Below are 18,575 nucleotides of genomic sequence, written 5' to 3'. Positions count from 1 at the left end.
AACATATTATTCGTTGTTTTTAGTTGTTTCGTGCCACACCTTCGCAGTCACAGGAATTGAACCAAGATTGGTCAATTCATCTTTACCTATTACAATTAGATTATTGGGACCCTTAGCTAAATTATTAAAGCTATCTAAACTTTGATTCTTAAAATAGCCTTCACTGGCTTGGGCTAGGGTTAACTGTAACTGGTTAATACGATAAGCTTCTGCGTCTGCTTCTGTTTTAACAGCTTCAGCTTTGGCCTTAGCAGTAGCAATTAGAGCATCATTTTTGGCTTTGGTAGTTAATTCAATATTTTTAGCTTCACCTTCAGCTTTTTCAATAGCTGCAATTTTTTCACGGTCCGCAGTTAGCTGCTTGTCCATTGCTCTTTGAATCTCTGGACTGGGTAAAAGCTCATCAATATTGACCCGAACTACACGAATGCCATAAATATCTGTTAAATCACCGATAGCTTCTGAAAGTTGAGTGTTAATGCTGCTGGTAGAACCTAATGCATCGTTTAAGTCCATTCTTCCGATGATGTCGCGCAAGTGTCCGCGAATCAGTTCCACCATAGATTTCACCGAATCCGTGTTGTTGTAAAAATACTTGTAAGAGTCAGTAATCAAATAGTTTAAGGTTAAACTAGTAGTAATTTCTGCATTATCTTTAGTAATAATTGAATATTTGGAAATTTCTGCGGGAAACATTGCCAGTGAGACTTTGCGTAATCTCTGAATTACTGGAATGATCAATACCAGTCCAGCCTTTACAGTTCTAGAATACTTTCCCAATGTTTCAATTAAACCTTCATTATTTTGTGGTACAACCCGGCAGCAGGAGAGTAATAAAAGTACAATAACTAAAATAATCACCAAATAAAGCATTTTAATCCTCCCAAGATTCCGAATCTTTATTTTTCTTTATTATATGACTTTTTATGCTTTTTACTAGATTTATTTTTCTTTTCAGTTAAGTGATTACCGGAAACAGATTCAGGAATGGCAGCAATTTCTTCCTCACGTCCCTTTAATTCACTGGCATCTGTCTTATATAGGCCGGTAGTAGATTTGCGGTGCTTACTGATTAGCGCAGTTGATTTATTTTTTAATTGTTGCCTGATATCTTCCATTTGTTTGAAATTAGTTAAGTAGTCAAACTCATTCGGATCAACCGGTTTGAAACCGCTGGGAGTATAAAATCGCAACAGATTATGATTATTTAGTAAATCAGAATATTTTAATGATCTTTTACCTTCCCTTGCTAATTTGTTAATTTCATACTTTTCTTGTTCAGTAAAATTAATAATTTGTTTGCCACTTTTACGGTCATAGACCACTCCTTTAAGCCCTTTACCACCGATAATGACATATTTTTGACTGACGATAGTGCCATTTCTAAAAACAACCCAGGGACGATATTTTGGTGCTAACAGGTCATGACCAAATTGAATATAACTACGGTTAGAAATTCCTAAGAGATGAAGTAATGTTGGTAAAACATCAATTTCACCAGCGACCTCGTGTTTAATTTTTCCTTTTAGATTGGGTGCGTGTATCATGAAAGGCACGCGCTGCATTTGTACGTTATTGAATGCATTCCAGGTATCAGAACTTTCACCTACAATTGGTGCTAGAGTTTCATTCTCTGAATTAGTCAAGCCGTAATGATCACCATAGATCACTACCATAGTGTTTTTTATTAAGCCAGACTTCTTTAAGTAATCGAAAAATTCGCGAATAGATTGATCAAGATAATGAGCAGTTTCGAAATAGTTGTTAATTGACTTGTCGGAAGTATCACTGGTTTTAAATGTAGGATCTAAATCTTCTTCATCCATATCAAATGGCGTGTGATTAGTCACAGTGATGAATTTAGTGTAAAAAGGCTGCTGCATTCTTTCTAAGTATTTAATACTTTCAGCAAACAATATTTTATCTTTAATGCCATAGCCAATATGGTCGTTTTTGTCATGACTAAAATAATTTTGGTCAAAGAAATAATTGTAGCCAAGATTTTTATAAACATCATCGCGATTCCAAAAAGTACCAACATTACCATGAAAAACTGCTGATGTATAGTTACCATGCTGACGCAGAATTTGGGGTGCAGCTTGAAAGGTGTTTGAACTACCCATTGCTGTGAATAAAGAGCCATCGGAGATACCATATGTGCCAGTTTCCAGCATGTTCTCCGCATCACTGGTACGACCAATCCCGACCTGATGGTAAAAATTGGCAAAACTCAGAGTGTTTTTGCTGTGATAAATTGAATTGAGGTAAGGTGTAACTTCCTTACCGTTAATTTTCAGATCAATCAAAAATTGTTGAAAGCTTTCAAGATGAATGATAATAACATTTTTGCCCTTTTCTTTACCAAAGTACTTCGGGTTTGCGGGTAGTTTATTTTTTTTGGTGTAAGCCAAAATTTTGTTCAAATCAGCAGTATTGGCATTTCTGTTTACCTGTTCTGTTTGTTCATTCTTAATACCATCGTAGACAGTGTAAGTGTCAATTCCAAGGTATTTAACAATGTACGAACGATCAAAAGTTGTCCGCAATAACCTTGGTCTGGATGTTTCGGCCAGTAAAACATTGAGAACCAAAACTAAAGCACCGACAGAAGTAACAGCGAACGGGGTGAGAAGGCCAAAAGATTTTTGATCAATTTTTATTTTGTGGGTGATTAATAATGCGACTACGATAATAAGATCAAGCCACAACAATAGATCGGAAGGCTCTAGCAGTGCTACAGCGCTTTTCCCTAAACCAGGAGCGACTTTGCCAGCATTAGTAATGGTCTTAACGGTAATAAAATCAGAGAATTGGCGGTAATAAAGAATATTGGCAAATAATAATCCTGAATTGGCAACATCAAGCAGCAGCATGGCACAATAAGAAACAAGAGGTTTAGAAAAATAAAGTCCAATGCTGATTAACAAAATAGCGCTGCCAACTGGGCTCAACCACATTATAAAATGCTGATAGGGGTCAGATATACCCAAGTTGAAATCATGATAGGCAGCGAAAATGTATTTTAGTGTAAATAAAACAACCAGAAGGCAAAAAAAGCCTATCCGAGTCTGAATGAAATTGATCAGATTTTTTTTATTCAAAATGAACTCTCCCTTATCAGACTATTTTAAAAGTTTCTGGACTTTTAGACAATCTTTTCCGATTAGTTAGACCTTTTTTAATAATTAAACGAGAAATTTTGAGTATAATTTAAATAAACTCTATTTTAGGAACTGAACTAGTATGATATTTTTAGGACCAATATATAAACTGCTTTCACAACTTTATGCGACCAAAATAAATCATTTTGCTTTGATTAAGCTAATCATGTTGGCACTTGATAAAACTATTTTTTATTTTTTGTTTTTTATGGTAATGCGCTTAATTTGGCTAATGACCATTAGAAGCAGACGCACAGTAAAGTCAGAAGCTGCAGTATGGCTGTTTGCTTTTTACTTGATTTTGGTTTTAATGTTGACGACCTTTCGGAATACATATTTTCCTTGGAACCTTACTTTGAATCTGCACAGGCCTCTAAATGAGATTAATTTTGTCTTTCTTAGGGAAACATGGAAAATGTATCATGCCCAAAGCAGGCTGGATTTTTTTTATAATTCTTTGGGTAATGTTCTTTGCTTTGTACCTTTTGGCTTTTTGTCACCATTTGTTTTTCCTAAAAAGCAAACTTTCTGGAGAGTTTTATTAGCTGGAATTATTTTTTCAGTTTTTATTGAGGGAATGCAATTTTTGCTTGAAACTGGAGTAACTGATATTGATGATGTGTTCTTTAATAGTTGTGGTGCAGTAGTTGGCTATCTTTGTTACTTACTAGTTATGTTAATTAGGAGAATGTCTCGTAAAACTAACTAAAAGGTCTGGCATTTGTAAAATAAGATTGCTAAAATGTTCTTGTGAAACAAGTATTTAATTCAGTAAGGAGAGCGTAAATATGAGTTTAATTAAATTTGATAGCACCAAATTAGCTCCATTTGTTCATGAAAATGAATTAAGTGAAATGCAAGCTATTGTTGATGCTTCTGCTAAAGAACTTAAAAATGGTACGGGTGCAGGAAATGATTTTCTAGGCTGGATTGATCTGCCCGTTAATTATGATCAAGATGAGTTTGCCAGAATTAAAAAAGCAGCTAAAAAGATTCAAAGTGATTCTGAAGTCTTAGTATGTATTGGAATAGGCGGTTCTTATTTAGGTGCTCAAGCTGCCGTTGAATTTTTGAACAGTGCTTTTTACGGCAAGGGTAAAGAAAAATATCCTACTATTGTCTTTTGTGGCAATTCATTGTCCGGTTCATACTTACATGACTTAATTGAGTGGGTCGGCGATAAGGACTTTAGTGTTAACATTATTTCTAAGTCAGGTACAACTACTGAACCGGCTGTTGCTTTCCGTATTTTTAAAGACAAATTAATTAAAAAGTATGGTGCTGAAGAAGCTAAGACCAGAATTTTCGCTACAACCGATAAGGTGAAGGGAGCGTTGAAGACTGAGGCAGACGCTGAAGGTTACGAGGAATTTGTTGTACCGGATGATATTGGTGGTCGTTACAGCGTTTTGTCAGCTGTGGGACTATTGCCAATAGCTGTTTCTGGAGCTAATATTGATCAGTTGATGAAAGGTGCTGCTGATGCCAGAGCTGAATACACCGATACAGACTTGAGTAAAGCAACTCCTTATCAATACGCTGCATTGCGTAATATCCTGTACCGCAAGGGTTATACTACTGAAATAGTTGAAAATTATGAACCAACCTTAAGGATGTTTAGTGAATGGTGCAAACAATTAATGGGTGAGTCTGAAGGTAAGGATAATAAAGGTATTTGGCCAGCAAGCGCCAACTTCACTACCGACCTCCATTCATTAGGACAATATATTCAAGAGGGCAGAAGAAACCTCTTTGAAACTGTTATTAGAGTTGAAAATCCCACAAATGATGTCGAAATTCCTTCAGATGAGCGCAATTTAGATCAGCTCAATTTCTTATCCGGTAAGAGTTTAAACTTTGTTAATGAACGTGCTTATGAGGGCGTAGTTCTGGCTCACACAGATGGTGGAGTCCCAGTAATGACAGTAAACATACCAGATCAAACTGAACATACTTTGGGTTACTTAATTTACTTCTTTGAGTTGGCCATTGCTGTTTCTGGTTATGTCAATGGCATTAATCCATTCAATCAACCAGGCGTTGAGGAATATAAACGTAATATGTTTGGTTTGCTTAACAAGCCTGGCTATGAAGAATTACATGATGACCTGGCAAATAGATTTAAACAGGAAAACTAATTATTATTTATTGAAACTTCTTTTAAATAAGACTAACATAAATATATAAAGATCATCCTGTACATCATATATAGTGATATTTAATCATAATGGAAAGGGTAAAAGTTTATGACTTTTAACCCTTTTTTATTAAGGAGAAATATATGGAAGAAAAAAGAGAGACACCCAAACGGGTTTTGGCGATTATCAGTTGTGCTTTAATGGCTTTTGTTTCAATCTTAACTGAAACCAGTTTAAATGTTACTTTTCCCACTTTAATGAGGCAATTTCATATTGGCTTGGGATTAGTCCAGTGGACTACGACAGGGTATTTACTGACAATTTCCGTAATTATGGTTGCAAGTTCATATTTAAATGATCGTTTTTCCGCGAGACAATTATTTTTAACATCTGCAATAGCTTTTATTGCCGGATCGGTTGTAGCAGGTTTTGCAACTAACTTCTGGGTCTTACTTACAGGTCGCTTAATTTCATCCATCGGGGCTGGTTTATCAATTCCACTGATGTTTAACATGGTTGTTGAACTAATGCCGCAAGAAAAATGGGGTTTTTACATGGGACTAACCGGTTTGGTAATTATTCTAGCCCCTTCTTTAGGACCAACTTTTGGTGGCACTGTGGTTTACTATTTTGGCTGGCCTCTAATATTTGAAATTGTAGCTGTAATTGCAGTATTCATAATGATCTTGGGCCTATTTGTTGTAGAACAATATCATGAGAAAAAGCACCCTAGTTTTGACTGGTTAAGATACATTGTTATAGCTAGTGCAATGATAATTTTTAATTTAGGCTTTAATCGCATTAGTAATGGTCTAACTGATATTGGCTTTTGGGTTAGTATGATTATCGTAGCAATTTTAGTATACGTATTTATTAAACTTTCACGTTCAAGTAAGAAGAAATTAATAAACTTGAGTATTTTTAAAAACAAGCCTTTCATTTTTGCTATGATTTCCTATCTGTTATTACAATTTATTAATATTGGCACCAGTTTTGCCGTTCCTAACTACGTGCAGATTGTTAATCATGCCACCTCTCTTATTGGCGGTTTAGTTTTACTTCCGGGATGTATTATTAGTGGTATCTTAAATCCGTGGTTTGGGCGTATTTATGATAAAAAGGGTGCACCATTGCCTTTGTTAACCGGAACAGTATTTTGTTTAACGGCATGTTTGCTATTTGCAATTTTTAGCTTAAAAATCAGTACTGTGATGGTCGGAGTCTTTTACAGCATCATGATTATTGGTCGCCAAATGGCTTTCAATAATACAATGGCTGAGGCGTCAAAATTGCAACCTGAAGAATTGCATACAGATGCTACAGCTGTCTTTCAAACCGGACAGCAATATGCTGGCTCAATGGGAACTACCGTAATGGCAGCCATTATTTCTTCTTGGCAAAAAAGACCAGGCAATTATGCTGCACTAACTGCGCAAGGTAGTCAAGAAGCCTTTCTATTTTTGACATTTGTTAGTGTCATAATTTTACTAAGTTATTTGAACCTATTTAGACTTGAGAAAAAATTAAAATAAATTTATTTAAAATATTTATAATATGTAACTTTATTTATATTGATAATGAAGTTACTTTTTTATTTCTTAATATAAAAAATATATTAATTTTTTTGTGTACATTTTTAAATAAAATGATAAAATACTTAATAATTAATTTTAAGGGAGGAAAAGTAATGAGACGAATTAACAATCAGCATATTTCGCTTTTGTCACAGATTATTTTGCTAATGAAGTATACTTAAGAACTATTTAATTAAAGGAGTATAAATATGACTGATACAACCAATACCAATAAACTAACAGTAAAAACTTTTCTTAATAAGATTTTAGCTGGAACTGCAACTGGAATTATTGTGGGACTGATTCCAAATGCTGTTGTCAGCGCGATTTTAAAGTTATTTGGACAAAATCCGGTGACTGCAACTATTAATCAGGCACTTTTGATTTTTCAATGTGCTACACCTTTATTGATTGGCGCGCTAATTGCAATTCAATTTAAAATGGAACCACTCGACGTTGCTATTGTAGGAGCTGCCGCATATGTTGGTTCCGGAGTAACCAAGTTTGTGCCACAAATTGTTAATCCTGCAACTAAAGCCCAAGGTGTTTTTGTATCTGCAGGAACAGGCGATCTGATTAATACGATGATTACAGCTGGTCTGGCTGTAGGACTTTTACTAGTAGTGGGACAGCATTTTGGCTCCGTCAAAATCGTTGCCGCACCGATATTTGTGGGTGGGGGAGCTGGCTTAATCGGCATGTCAATTTTGCCTTATGTCAGTAAAATTACAACTTGGTTGGGTACGGTAATTAATTCTTTCACTAACTTGCAACCAATATTGATGTGTATTTTAATTTCCTGTATGTTTGCAGTTTTAATCATTTCTCCAATATCGACTGTTGCTATTGGTATGGCTATTCAGTTAAATGGTATCTCCGCGGGAGCGGCTGCAATGGGAGTGGCGGCCACTACTTTGGTATTAGTGGTTCATTCTTGGCGCACTAATAAATCTGGAGTTACTATAGCCATAGCACTGGGAGCAATGAAAATGATGATGCCTAATCTTTTCAGATATCCAGTTATTGTTTTACCAACCTTAATTACTGCAGCTCTTTCTGCTATTCCAGTGGCTTTATTCCATGTTAGTGGCACACCAGCTTCTGCCGGTTTTGGTCTCGTTGGCTTAGTGGGACCTCTTGCATCATTAGACGCTGGTAAAGCAAGCATTAATATTGTAATGGCGCTAATTGTCTGGATAGTTTTTCCGGTTGTAGTAGCAATGATTTGTCGCTTTCTATTTGAAAAAGTATTTCATCTTTATGATGAAAAAGTTGCCTTTGCTTACTTAGGCGAATAATTAATTCTGTCATTAAAAATATCATACCTTACTTACATCAATTTATTTTAAACATCAAAAACTCGTGAACAACAGTATTGTATTATTCACGAGTTTTTGTTTTCAAATTTTTCTAAGAGAAATTTTCCCATGCAGTTTCAATTTGCTTATAGTTTAAAGCTGCTGTATTAGGGAAAAGAACTTTAGCTTCTTTAAGGTCAGTTTTAGAACCAACACCAACTGATAAAGCCCCTGACTTATTAATAGCTGTGACACCTGCAATTGAGTCCTCAATTCCCACGCAGTCTTGTGGTTTGAGATTTATAGCTGCAGCTGCGGCAATAAAAATATCTGGTGCCGGTTTACCGGCAGCAACTTTACTGGGATCAGCAATAGCATCGAACGCATCTATTAATCGTAATTTTTCTAAAATAAATGGACCATTTAAACTAGCAGAAGCCAAGGAAAGTTTGACATTATTTTTCTTAAAGGCTGAAATTAACTCATTAATTCCAGGTAAGATATTCGCAGGAGTTAAATTGGCCAGCAAATTGCGAAAAATATTATTCTTTTCATTAGTCATTTCATTAAACTTTTCTTTTGAAACGGAGATATCTAAAAAGTTCAAAATTGCTTTTAATGAATCAGTGCGATTAACACCTTTGGTTTGCTTTTCCAGTTCATCCGGCAACTCAAGATTGAAATGGTTTTTAATCAATTGTCGCCAAGCTTGGAAATGATAGACCGATGTATCTGCAATGACACCATCTAAATCAAAGAGAACGCCTTTCATTTAAAAACTTCCTTTCACTCACTAGTGGTGTGTTGTTCAGTATGTGACTTATTTGATTGAATTCAGATTCTGAGATGTTAATAAAAGGCAACAGACTATTTAATTTTACTAGGGAATTTTCCCCAAATTTTTCGCTGTTATCTGAATCTTGCAAGAAATCAAAGACAGGATTAATTGGTTTTAACTGTTTAACAAGTTCTGAATCATTCATTAGCTGTTTGGCTGGCATGTTGACATTGTAATACTCGATATAGCTAGTTTCAGGCACATAGGAAATTGTAAAGTTACCATTAGTTAGTTCCAGTGGAAGAGATGCTGGTTGACCATTAAGGTCAACTTTATCCTTCACTCTAGGTAATTTTACAGTTACTTTTTGACCAAAGGGAATACTGAGGTTGACTTTGATAGTATGCTTAGCATCAGTTTCAAGTTGGTATGCCATTTTAAGATCACCATAAGAGCTGTGATAATGACCAGAAATCTTTTTAAACCGGTAATCAAATTGGGGTGCAAAGAGCACTTTTTGGTAACCATTAGTTTGTTTTCTTAATCCTAAAACTTGCTGGTAAACCCATTGCATGATTGCGCCGATTGAATAATGATTCAAGGAGTTCATTCCTTCAGGATTCATTGAACCATCTGGTAAAACTGAGTTCCAGCGTTCCCAGACAGTCGTTGCTCCTAAATTAACTTCATAGAGCCAGCTCGGAAAATCTTCATTTAAAAATATCTGTGTTGCTAATTGGTGTTCGCCATTTTCAGATAAGACCTGACAGATAAATGGTGTTCCGATAAATCCGGTTTGAAGGTGATTATGGTCTTTGTTTAGCCTTTGAACCAAATCTTTAACAACGCGTTTCTTTTGTTCTTCAGGAACCATGTTGAAATGCAGGGCTAATGCATAAGCTGTTTGGGTGTCAATTGCCAGGCGACCATTTTTAGTAATAAATTCTTCTCTAACAGCTTTTTTAATAGCCTGGGCTTGTTGTTCATATTTTTGAGCGTCACTGGTATTGCCTAAAATTTCGGCTGTTTGGGCAACAATCCAGCTGGAATAAGCGTAATAAATGGAAGCAATGTAATCTTCATCGGTTTTACCACTAGGCATGGCGGGGTTTTCGCCATCTAAAGACAACCAGTCGCCGAATTGAAAGCACCCAGTCCAGAGATTCTTGGTAGTGGTAGCTTGACCTATCCAATCTACCCAAGACTTCATACTAGTGTAATTTTGTCTTAAAATAGCTGGATCAGCTGTTGCTTCATATGCTGTCCACGGGATAACTGTTGCGGCATCTCCCCAAATTGCTGCACCACCACTATTATTGCCCATTGCCGGAGCATACATTGTTAGCATGCCGTTATGTGCTGCTTGTTCAATTTTCATATCTTTAGCATATTTTTTGAAAAAGGCGTAAGCATTCATATTTAAAATGGCAGTGCTGGCAAAAATATCGGCATCGCCAGACCAACCTAAACGTTCGTCTCGTTGGGGACAATCTGTTGGCACATCAAAGAAGTTGCTTTTTTGACTCCACAAAACGTTTTGGAGCAGACGATTAACTTTGGCATTGGTTGTATTAATACCACCAGTTATTTCTAGATCAGAATAAATTACCGCTGCCCTAAAATCATTTTTACTTAAGGGTTGTGAATTGCCTGAAACTTTGACGTAACGGTAACCATAGTAGGTAAAGTGAGGTCTAACCCATTTTTGCTCACCGTTTGAAATATAATGAAAAGCAGCACGAGCTTCACGAAGATTATCCCGGTAAAAGTTACCATCTTGAAGAATTTCTCCCATCTGTAAATCAATTTCGCTACCAGAGGGTTCCTGATTTTTAAATTCCGGCCAACCAGCTTGGTTTTGACCGAAATCAAGAACTGTTTCACCTTTAGGAGTATGAATGATTTCTTTAACAGGCAAATACTCTTTTATTTTTAATGGAAGACTTAAACGATCATGCAATATTTCTTTAGAATGATGCAATATAATTGCCGGTTGCCAATCAGTTATTTCTTTAGTAGCGTCATAATCTTCACCGTAATAAATGGCTGATTTGGTGACTTTCCCAGCCGTTGTTTGCCAAGAAGAGTCAGTATTTATGACTTGACTGTTGCCATCATCATATTCGATATGTAGTTCTGCGATAGCCATTTGCTGGTCACCATAGATGCAATCTTTACCGCCATCAAAACCAAAGTTGCCCTTGTACCAACCATCACCAAGGGAAATTAAAAGTTCCTGTTGCGGTTTTTCATTCAGCATCTTGGTGACATCGTAAGTTTGAATCTGTACCAGCTTGTCATAGGCAGTGACACCGGGGGCAAGAAATTCATCGCCAATTTTTTTCTGATTCAGATAAGCTTCATACACACCTAAGCCACTGATATAAAGGCGGGCGTTAACAACTTTCGTAGGTACAGTAAATTCCTTCTTTAAAAGTGTATTTTGAATGTTTTTATCTTGATTACCAATCCATTCTGCAGTGAAAGGTTCATTCATCTTACCAGTTTCAAAGAAACTTTTTGCACTTGTTTGTGTATTATCATTTTTTAGCCAAATAGTGACTTCATATCTTGTTCGTGGTTTAAGCTCCAATTCAAAGTCAAAGTAATTATTTTCATATTGTTGCCACTGACTGTCGAAAATTGTTTTGTTTGCATCAATTGTTATTCTTTTTTGAATATTGCTTGAATCATGATCGGCTACAACACTGAATTCTATTCTCAAATGATTGTCTAAATCATAACCAAGAGGTTCATTATAATGATTGACTAAAATATCTTTAATTTTTATCATTGATCTGCCTCCTTATAGGTGAGTCTCAAAACGGCCACAGAAAGGATCTACAGGACTATGTCCACTAAATTTATCATTTCCCATCATTTTTTCTAGAAGAGCATCAATTGTAACATCATTGCCGGTATAAGCATTAATATAAGTTGAAACCATTGGAATATCGAACAGGTGATAGGGATTGCAAGTGGAAACAAAAACAGTAGGGATGTCTTTCATAAACCAAGGAGCATCTGCTGCCATTAGATGAATCCAATCAAGTCTTGTTGTCGTTTGATTACTTGCCGTTTCAACATTGGCAACATAAAATGCTAGGTCAAATTGATCTTTTTCATATTGCACTCCACCTTCGAAAACCTCTTTAAAGTTAAGATTTTTCCGATCAAAAACCGTAACTTTAAATCCTTTTTCTGTCAGTTTATCTTTAAATTTTGCGGTTACTTTACCGCCCTCTTTAAAGCCACCATCATCTGTATCACCTAAAACGACTAAACGAACACGAGGATATTTTTCTGGTGTAATCGGTAGCAGTTTGTCGCGATCTTTAACTAAAGTAACAGATTCTTGTGCTACTTTAGCGGCAAGTTTTTCGTGTTCGGCTAATTTTAAATTAATTTCTTGTGATGCAGGTTCGCAAAGGTTATTTTCTGTATCCATTACGCCTTGTGCAACTTTAGTTGCAATTATTCTGGTAACAGCTTCGTCTATTCTTGCCATAGAAATCTTGCCACTTTTGACTGCATCAGTCACAAATTGATAGTCTTCATCAATATCCTTGTTAAATAAGATCATGTCGATACCAGCATTAATGGTTGCAGGTAAAGCCTCTGAACGTGGCAAGATTGCATTGTATCCGATCATTGGTGTGGCATCAGTTATTGTGAGTCCGTTGAAATGCAAAACAGAGCGCAAAAGACCATCAATTAGCAATTTGGAAGTAGATGCAGGACGTAAATCCCTATCTTCAATACCTGGTTGTAAACGTCTTTCCCAAGCCGGTTGCATAATGTGGGCAATCATGATGGCAGGCAAACCATTTTGAATTAGGTGATGATAGATTTGCCCGTAAGATTCCATCCATTTGTCGGCAGATAATGAGTTAATTGAGCTCAAAAGGTGTTGATCGCGTTCATCAACGCCATCACCGGGGAAGTGTTTAGCTACAGGAATAACATGATTAGCTTTAAGGCCTTTGATTTGTGAATCTGACATCCTGATAACACGTTCTTCGCTGCTACCGAATGTGCGCACATTCATAATCGGGTTACGGAAATTTTGGTCTAAATCAACAATTGGTGCAAAAGACATATTGCCACCAACTTGTATAGCTTCATAGCCGGATACATCACCCAAATTATATGCATTCTGTTCATCGTCCGTAGCGGCAACCTGCAAAGGTCTACCAAACCATGTGCCTTCAGTTAATAAGCCATTCCCGCCAGCTTCCAAGTTAGCAGCAATGAATAAGGGTGTTTGACTTGTTTTTTGAGATACTGCTATTTCATGTTGCAATTTTTGGGCTTTATCTGGACGATACATAATACCACCTGGTTGATATTTTTTAACAAACTCTGTTAAGTCAGTGTTATCTTCATCCTCACCAATTACAAAGAAAAGTTGTCCTATTTTAGCAGAAAGTGGCATATTCTTCACTTTATGTTTAACAAAATTAATTTCTGCACTTGACAAGTTATAGGGCCTTTTAGTTAGATCTGTCATTATTTTCCTCCATGTGCTATAAATATATTGATTCGAAAACAAGTTTATTGTAGCTTAATGTTAGCGCTATCGCTATTGTCAAAAGTCATGTGTAGTATGTCGATTTCACAGATTTTATTTATTATTCTTAAAAATGTTTAGATTCTACGAGGAGAAAATAAATTGAAAGAAGAAATTCTGCAGCTACTTCGAAGTAGAAATATGCCTAGAGAATGGAAAGACGTTATAACAACGATTGCCAAAAACGGTAATCTTACCAAAGAGATAGGAAGGATAGGTAAAGAGCCAGTGTATCGTTTTTATGAAACCTTTACTGACGATTTAATACTGAATAACAGTTCAATTTCAATTACAGTTCAACCCACTAAGTCATTTATTCCTTATCATATTCATAATTATGTAGAAATTATGATTCCGCTGGTAGAAGACTGTTTTGTTTACGTTGAGCGAACCAGAATTAGAGTCAAACAAAACAATCTTATTTTTATGGGAAATAAAACAGTGCATAAGGTTAGTCCTATAAGCTCTAAGGGTATAGTCGTCAACATTGCTTTACGCAGTTCCGCCTTTTCACTTAATGACCTTGATTTTTTGCATCATAAGAAAAACGGCACCAATATTTCTAATATTTTATTCTCACTGCTTTCTGATGAAGAATATGGTGAAGGACGGTATAATCTCTTTGATGTAAAAGCCAACCCTAAAATTATCGCCCTAATTTATGACATTATTTACGAATATTATCATCCTGACATTCAGTCTAATCAGCTGATCAGACTAGAGATGCTGACTCTGTTTTCGCGTTTAATCCGCCAAGCAAGTTATTCTGGAATGACAGTGAAAGAGATTCGGAAGCAAAAAAATAACTTACTTTCTTTGTTGCTATATATTGAAAAAAATTACGAAAAAATCACCTTGCAAGAAATGGCAAATTATTTTGGCTTTAATCCGAATTATTTGTCCGACTTTTTAAAAAAGCATACAGGTAAAACCTTTATCCAGCTTGTTCATTTGCAGAGAGTTAATGTGGCAGCAGAGTATTTATCATATACAGTTGCGCCTATTGATAGAATTGCTAATAAAGTGGGATATGAGAACCCATCTTATTTTTATAAAATTTTCAAAAAATATTTTGGGGTTTCACCAGCTGAATACCGTCATAAAAATAGTTAGCCAATTTTTGCAAAAAGGTAGAACTTATAATTACTAGTTAAAATGATTTTAAAATTAAACTAAAAATCCGATAAAATAGCTGTTTTGATAGGGCTGTTTTGTCGGACTTTTTTATTTTTTTTAAAAAAACTGGGAAATGAATATAATTTCCCTGTTTTTTGACTATGGTTATCGCAAAAATTCACTAATATACTTTAAAGTAAAAATGAAAGCGAATCCATAGATAGAAGGAGAAGAAAATGACTAAAAAACAAATTTCAAAAGCGATAGGTATTTTGAGTATGAATTTGCTCTTAATGCTGGGTACAGCCGTTACTTCAGCGATTGCGGCAATAGCAAAGTCCTTTCCTAAAGAACCAATTTCTAAAGTCCAGCTGCTAGGTTCTATACCTCAACTTGGTCAAATCATCTCAACTGCTTTTTTTGCTTATTTAACCTTTAAAATGACCAGAAAAGATTTGGGCTTAATGGCTATTTTATTTGTAGCAATTGGTGGCTTAATACCGGCAATCTACAGTAACAGTCTTAACTTGATATTGGCGTGCATGGTATTGGTCGGCTTTGGTACTGGTACTATCACCAATGTTGTTCCGGTTTTGTTGCAAGAAAATTTTGAAGGTGAAGCTCGTGCCACTACCATGGGCTGGGCTACCGGTGTTACCAATGTAGGTATGATGATCTTTACTGCATTAGGTGGAGTTCTTGGAAGTAGCAACTGGCGTAATCTATTTTGGATCTATGGCTTGGGTCTAGTAGTTTTTGCTTTAGCACTAGTGTTGATTCCACAGGACCAAAAACTCTCGAATGATAATAAAAACAATAAGGGCAGTAAAAAACTTGGCTTTTGGACTTTATTAAAAAACCTTAATGGTTATGTTTACGTTTTGTATTTGATTAACTTTATGCTTTCACTGGCAATGATGACTTTTTTATCTAACCAATCTATTGTTTTGGCTGGACAAAATAAGGGAACTGCTTATGTCGCAATGGTAACAGCATTAGGGAATGTTGGTGGTATCATAACGGCTGCATTTTTGACTTATATTAGGAAATTTACCAAAAATGATACGATTGCCTGGGGTTTTATTGCATTTGCACTGTCTTTCATCTGCATTGTGTTCTCATCTAACGTTGTTTTGCACATCATTGGCAACGCCTTTTCAGGTATGGGAATCGTGTTAGTAAACGCCACAGCACCGTATGAAATGTCAATTTTAACTGATCAAAAGCAATTTCCGTTAGCAGTTTCAATCAATACCTTACTTGGCTCTGTAGCAGGCATGATCGTGCCAATGTTATTAGCGGCAGTGAAAATTGCACCGGGCCACGATTCATTCATGGCTGGGATAGTTGTTTCAATTGTTACGGCTGGTGTACTGTTTGTTACCAGATTCGGTAGTCGAGTAGAAAAACAACAAAATAAAGAAAAAGGAGAGAATTAAAGTGAGAGTTGAGAAAATATTTTTAGGTAAAGAAAATGAATCTGCCTCGTTAACAACATATGTTTTGGATGATTCAACAGAAACTTTAAAAGGTGAAGGTCGGCCAGCAGTCATAATATGTCCAGGTGGGGGCTACTTCAGTTGTTCGGATCGTGAAGCTGAACCTATTGCCATGTATTTTGCTTCGCTTGGCTATCATTCTTTTGTCCTAAGATATACTACATATTACACAGGTACATTAGAAATGCCAGACTTGTCAAAGCCTTTACCCAAGAAGGAGAAAACGATTTATCCTAAGCAGATAAGAGAACTCGGTCAGGCTATGTTATTGATTAGAAAAAATGCCTCAAAATGGCACGTTGATATTGAAAGAATTGGAGTATGTGGCTTTTCAGCCGGTGGACATGTTGCTGCACTTTATTCAACTGAATTTAATGAGCCAGTCTTAACGGAATATCTAAATGTTGATAAAAATGATTTACGTCCAGCTTTTGCCATTCTTGGTTATGCAATTACTGATTATCATCTTTTAGATGCCGATCTTGAAAAGAAAAAGAATAATCCTATGGACTATCACTTTATGAAAGCTTCAAATGTTGCCACATGTGGTACAGAGAGGCCGGATAAAAACTTCGAAACAAAAATGAGTGCTGTAGATCATGTTGACAATGACACACCACCATTTTTCATATGGACTACTGCAACAGACCCTTTGGTTAACCCTCTTCACTCACTGGAACTGGCTTCTGTTTTAGCTAAAAATAATATCTCGTATGAAATTCATGTTTTTGATCAAGGTACCCATGGTCTAAGCCTAGCTTCACAAGCTGCTGCTGGTTCTAAATCTCAAATTTCTCCCGTTGTTAATCAATGGACCAATTTATGTGCCAAGTGGTTAGAAAATAATTTTGCTCTTAAACTGGCTGCAATCAGTGATTTTGAAAAAATGAAAGGAGAAGACTAACCTAAATTGTTAAGTTTTAAAGTAAATTCAAGTATTAAAACACCATTTCCTCATTACTGGGAAATGTGTGTTGGCAGTAGTCATGCTTATACCGCATTGAGATCTGACTATCAAGAACAATTAACAAAAGTACATAATGAACTGGGGATTAAATATGTTCGTTTTCATGGCCTGTTTGACGATGAGATGAGTGTTTGCATTGAAAACTTTGGTTTTGACGGCAAATCCCAGGGAATTACTTATAATTTTATTAATATTGACAAAATATATGATTTTTTATTAAAGATAGGGATGAAGCCTTTTATTGAATTAGGTTTCATGCCAACATGTTTAGCTTCAAAAAAGAATAAAATTTTTCCTTATGGTGGTAATAATTCCATGCCTAAATCTGATGAAGCGTGGGAGAATCTAATTGCTAAATTTATCAAACATATTATTAACCGCTATGGTAAAGATGAAGTAGAATCATGGTATTTTGAAGTTTGGAATGAGCCAAATTTGCCACTATTTTTCTCTGGTACACAGGAAGATTATTTTCACTTGTATGAAATCACTGTAAAAACAGCTAAGAAAATTGATGATAAATTACGTTTTGGTGGACCTGCCACATCTTATAATTCTTGGATTCCAGACATGGTAAACTTTTGCCAACAAAATAATTTGCCTTTAGATTTTATTTCAACACATCATTATCCTACTGACGATCCATTATGGAAGAGTGGCATGGATATTGAAGAATTTTTCAAGAAAACTAAAGGAAAACAAACTGACTATCACCGTGGCATCCTCAGAGAAATGACTAGTAAAACTAGGAAAGAAGCAGCTGAATACCCATTGTTTTATACTGAATGGAACGTTTCAGCCATGCTAGGTGATGCTATTCATGATAAACCATATGCAGCAGCAATGGTTGCCAAAACTTTGGCAGATAATGACGGTTTGGTGGATTGTTATTCATACTGGACTTTTTCTGACATTTTTGAAGAGCAGTCGCAAAAACCCGGAATATTTCATGGTGGTTTTGGTATGCTGACGGTGGACGGCATTGAAAAACCAGTTTATCGCTTATTTGAATTTTTCCATAACCTTGGTAATCAACGAATTAAAGTTGAAGATAACAATAATAGTACTGCTGAAGTTTTGGCTGTTCAAAATGGCAATGACTTACAAATAGTTGCTTACAACCATAACGTGCCCAGTGGCAAAATTAAAACAGAACAATTGGCTATTAAACTTGACAACGAGTTTAATGGAAACTGTGAAATTAAAAGAATTGATGAAAATCATGCTAACCCTATGAAATTGTGGCAGGAGATGGGAGAACCAACTTATGTTGACAAAGAACAAGTAGCAAAATTACGTTTTGCTTCTCAGCTTGTCGCAGAAGAATTAGCTATAAAAAGTGGCAAGATAAATTTGGAATTACTACCGCAATCATGTGCGCTCATCACTATTTCAAATTATTTTACCCAGAATTAAATCTGCGTTGTAAATAAATACTTGAATATAACTTAAAATTAACTTTGAACTTTATGTC

General features: G+C 35.8%; 13 protein-coding genes. 8 read left to right on the top strand and 5 right to left on the bottom strand.

Going from position 1 to position 18,575, the window contains the following annotated elements:
- Positions 1 to 6: 6 nt before the first annotated feature.
- Together AAA915_RS01840 and AAA915_RS01835 are read right to left on the bottom strand one after the other, a co-directional pair.
- Positions 7 to 846, bottom strand: coding sequence for an SPFH domain-containing protein (locus AAA915_RS01840; RefSeq protein WP_338199821.1), 840 nt, complete (start codon positions 844 to 846; stop codon positions 7 to 9).
- Positions 847 to 899: 53 nt separating this feature from the next.
- Positions 900 to 3,101 (bottom strand): LTA synthase family protein, encoded by a 2,202-nt coding sequence (locus AAA915_RS01835; protein ID WP_338199357.1) that lies wholly within the window; start codon positions 3,099 to 3,101, stop codon positions 900 to 902.
- 142 nt (positions 3,102 to 3,243) lie between these two features.
- Between AAA915_RS01835 and AAA915_RS01830 the strand changes: the two genes are divergently transcribed.
- The 4 genes from AAA915_RS01830 (at position 3,244) to AAA915_RS01815 (ending at position 8,171) form a co-directional block, all read left to right on the top strand.
- Complete coding sequence (locus tag AAA915_RS01830) at positions 3,244 to 3,870, top strand: VanZ family protein (RefSeq protein WP_338199355.1); 627 nt, start codon at positions 3,244 to 3,246, stop codon at positions 3,868 to 3,870.
- 79 nt (positions 3,871 to 3,949) lie between these two features.
- A complete protein-coding gene (locus AAA915_RS01825) occupies positions 3,950 to 5,299 on the top strand; it encodes a glucose-6-phosphate isomerase (protein WP_338199353.1) in 1,350 nt (449 codons plus the stop codon).
- Between the two features lie 143 nt (positions 5,300 to 5,442).
- Positions 5,443 to 6,831 (top strand): MFS transporter, encoded by a 1,389-nt coding sequence (locus AAA915_RS01820; protein ID WP_338199351.1) that lies wholly within the window; start codon positions 5,443 to 5,445, stop codon positions 6,829 to 6,831.
- 251 nt (positions 6,832 to 7,082) lie between these two features.
- Complete coding sequence (locus tag AAA915_RS01815) at positions 7,083 to 8,171, top strand: PTS sugar transporter subunit IIC (RefSeq protein ID WP_338199349.1); 1,089 nt, start codon at positions 7,083 to 7,085, stop codon at positions 8,169 to 8,171.
- A gap of 112 nt (positions 8,172 to 8,283) precedes the next feature.
- On the opposite strand, the gene pgmB is transcribed toward AAA915_RS01815, so the two are convergent.
- Genes pgmB through AAA915_RS01800 form a run of 3 tightly spaced genes read right to left on the bottom strand, consistent with a single transcriptional unit; the run spans position 8,284 to position 13,459 of the window.
- Entirely contained in the window at positions 8,284 to 8,943 is a 660-nt protein-coding gene (gene pgmB, locus AAA915_RS01810) for a beta-phosphoglucomutase (RefSeq protein ID WP_338199348.1), read from the bottom strand.
- On the bottom strand, positions 8,924 to 11,740 hold the full coding sequence (locus tag AAA915_RS01805) for an alpha-L-rhamnosidase (protein WP_338199819.1): 2,817 nt from the start codon (positions 11,738 to 11,740) through the stop codon (positions 8,924 to 8,926). The genes pgmB and AAA915_RS01805 overlap by 20 nt, the downstream gene beginning before the upstream one ends.
- Positions 11,741 to 11,755: 15 nt before the next feature.
- Complete coding sequence (locus AAA915_RS01800; protein ID WP_338199346.1) at positions 11,756 to 13,459, bottom strand: glycoside hydrolase family 3 protein; 1,704 nt, start codon at positions 13,457 to 13,459, stop codon at positions 11,756 to 11,758.
- A 162-nt stretch (positions 13,460 to 13,621) separates the two neighbouring features.
- On the opposite strand from AAA915_RS01800, the gene AAA915_RS01795 reads away from it, so the two are divergent.
- The 4 genes from AAA915_RS01795 (at position 13,622) to AAA915_RS01780 (ending at position 18,517) form a co-directional block, all read left to right on the top strand.
- Positions 13,622 to 14,632: an AraC family transcriptional regulator gene (locus tag AAA915_RS01795; protein WP_338199344.1), complete on the top strand. Its 1,011-nt coding sequence runs from the start codon at positions 13,622 to 13,624 to the stop codon at positions 14,630 to 14,632.
- A gap of 239 nt (positions 14,633 to 14,871) precedes the next feature.
- A complete protein-coding gene (locus tag AAA915_RS01790) occupies positions 14,872 to 16,074 on the top strand; it encodes an MFS transporter (protein WP_338199342.1) in 1,203 nt (400 codons plus the stop codon).
- Position 16,075: 1 nt separating this feature from the next.
- Positions 16,076 to 17,038, top strand: coding sequence for an alpha/beta hydrolase (locus AAA915_RS01785; RefSeq protein ID WP_338199340.1), 963 nt, complete (start codon positions 16,076 to 16,078; stop codon positions 17,036 to 17,038).
- Positions 17,039 to 17,044: 6 nt separating this feature from the next.
- Positions 17,045 to 18,517 (top strand): GH39 family glycosyl hydrolase, encoded by a 1,473-nt coding sequence (locus AAA915_RS01780; protein ID WP_338199338.1) that lies wholly within the window; start codon positions 17,045 to 17,047, stop codon positions 18,515 to 18,517.
- Positions 18,518 to 18,575 lie beyond the last annotated feature (58 nt).

Source organism: Lactobacillus rizhaonensis (assembly GCF_036246345.1).
Lineage (GTDB): Bacteria > Bacillota > Bacilli > Lactobacillales > Lactobacillaceae > Lactobacillus > Lactobacillus rizhaonensis.
Note: the sequence above shows the minus strand (reverse complement) of the source record. Positions and strands in the feature narration are given on the sequence as shown.

Coding starts and splice junctions, on each gene's coding strand:
- AAA915_RS01830 (WP_338199355.1), top strand. CDS start 3,244: ATGATATTTTTAGGACCAATATATAAACTGCTTTCACAACTTTATGCG.
- AAA915_RS01825 (WP_338199353.1), top strand. CDS start 3,950: ATGAGTTTAATTAAATTTGATAGCACCAAATTAGCTCCATTTGTTCAT.
- AAA915_RS01820 (WP_338199351.1), top strand. CDS start 5,443: ATGGAAGAAAAAAGAGAGACACCCAAACGGGTTTTGGCGATTATCAGT.
- AAA915_RS01815 (WP_338199349.1), top strand. CDS start 7,083: ATGACTGATACAACCAATACCAATAAACTAACAGTAAAAACTTTTCTT.
- pgmB (WP_338199348.1), bottom strand. CDS start 8,943: ATGAAAGGCGTTCTCTTTGATTTAGATGGTGTCATTGCAGATACATCG.
- AAA915_RS01800 (WP_338199346.1), bottom strand. CDS start 13,459: ATGACAGATCTAACTAAAAGGCCCTATAACTTGTCAAGTGCAGAAATT.
- AAA915_RS01790 (WP_338199342.1), top strand. CDS start 14,872: ATGACTAAAAAACAAATTTCAAAAGCGATAGGTATTTTGAGTATGAAT.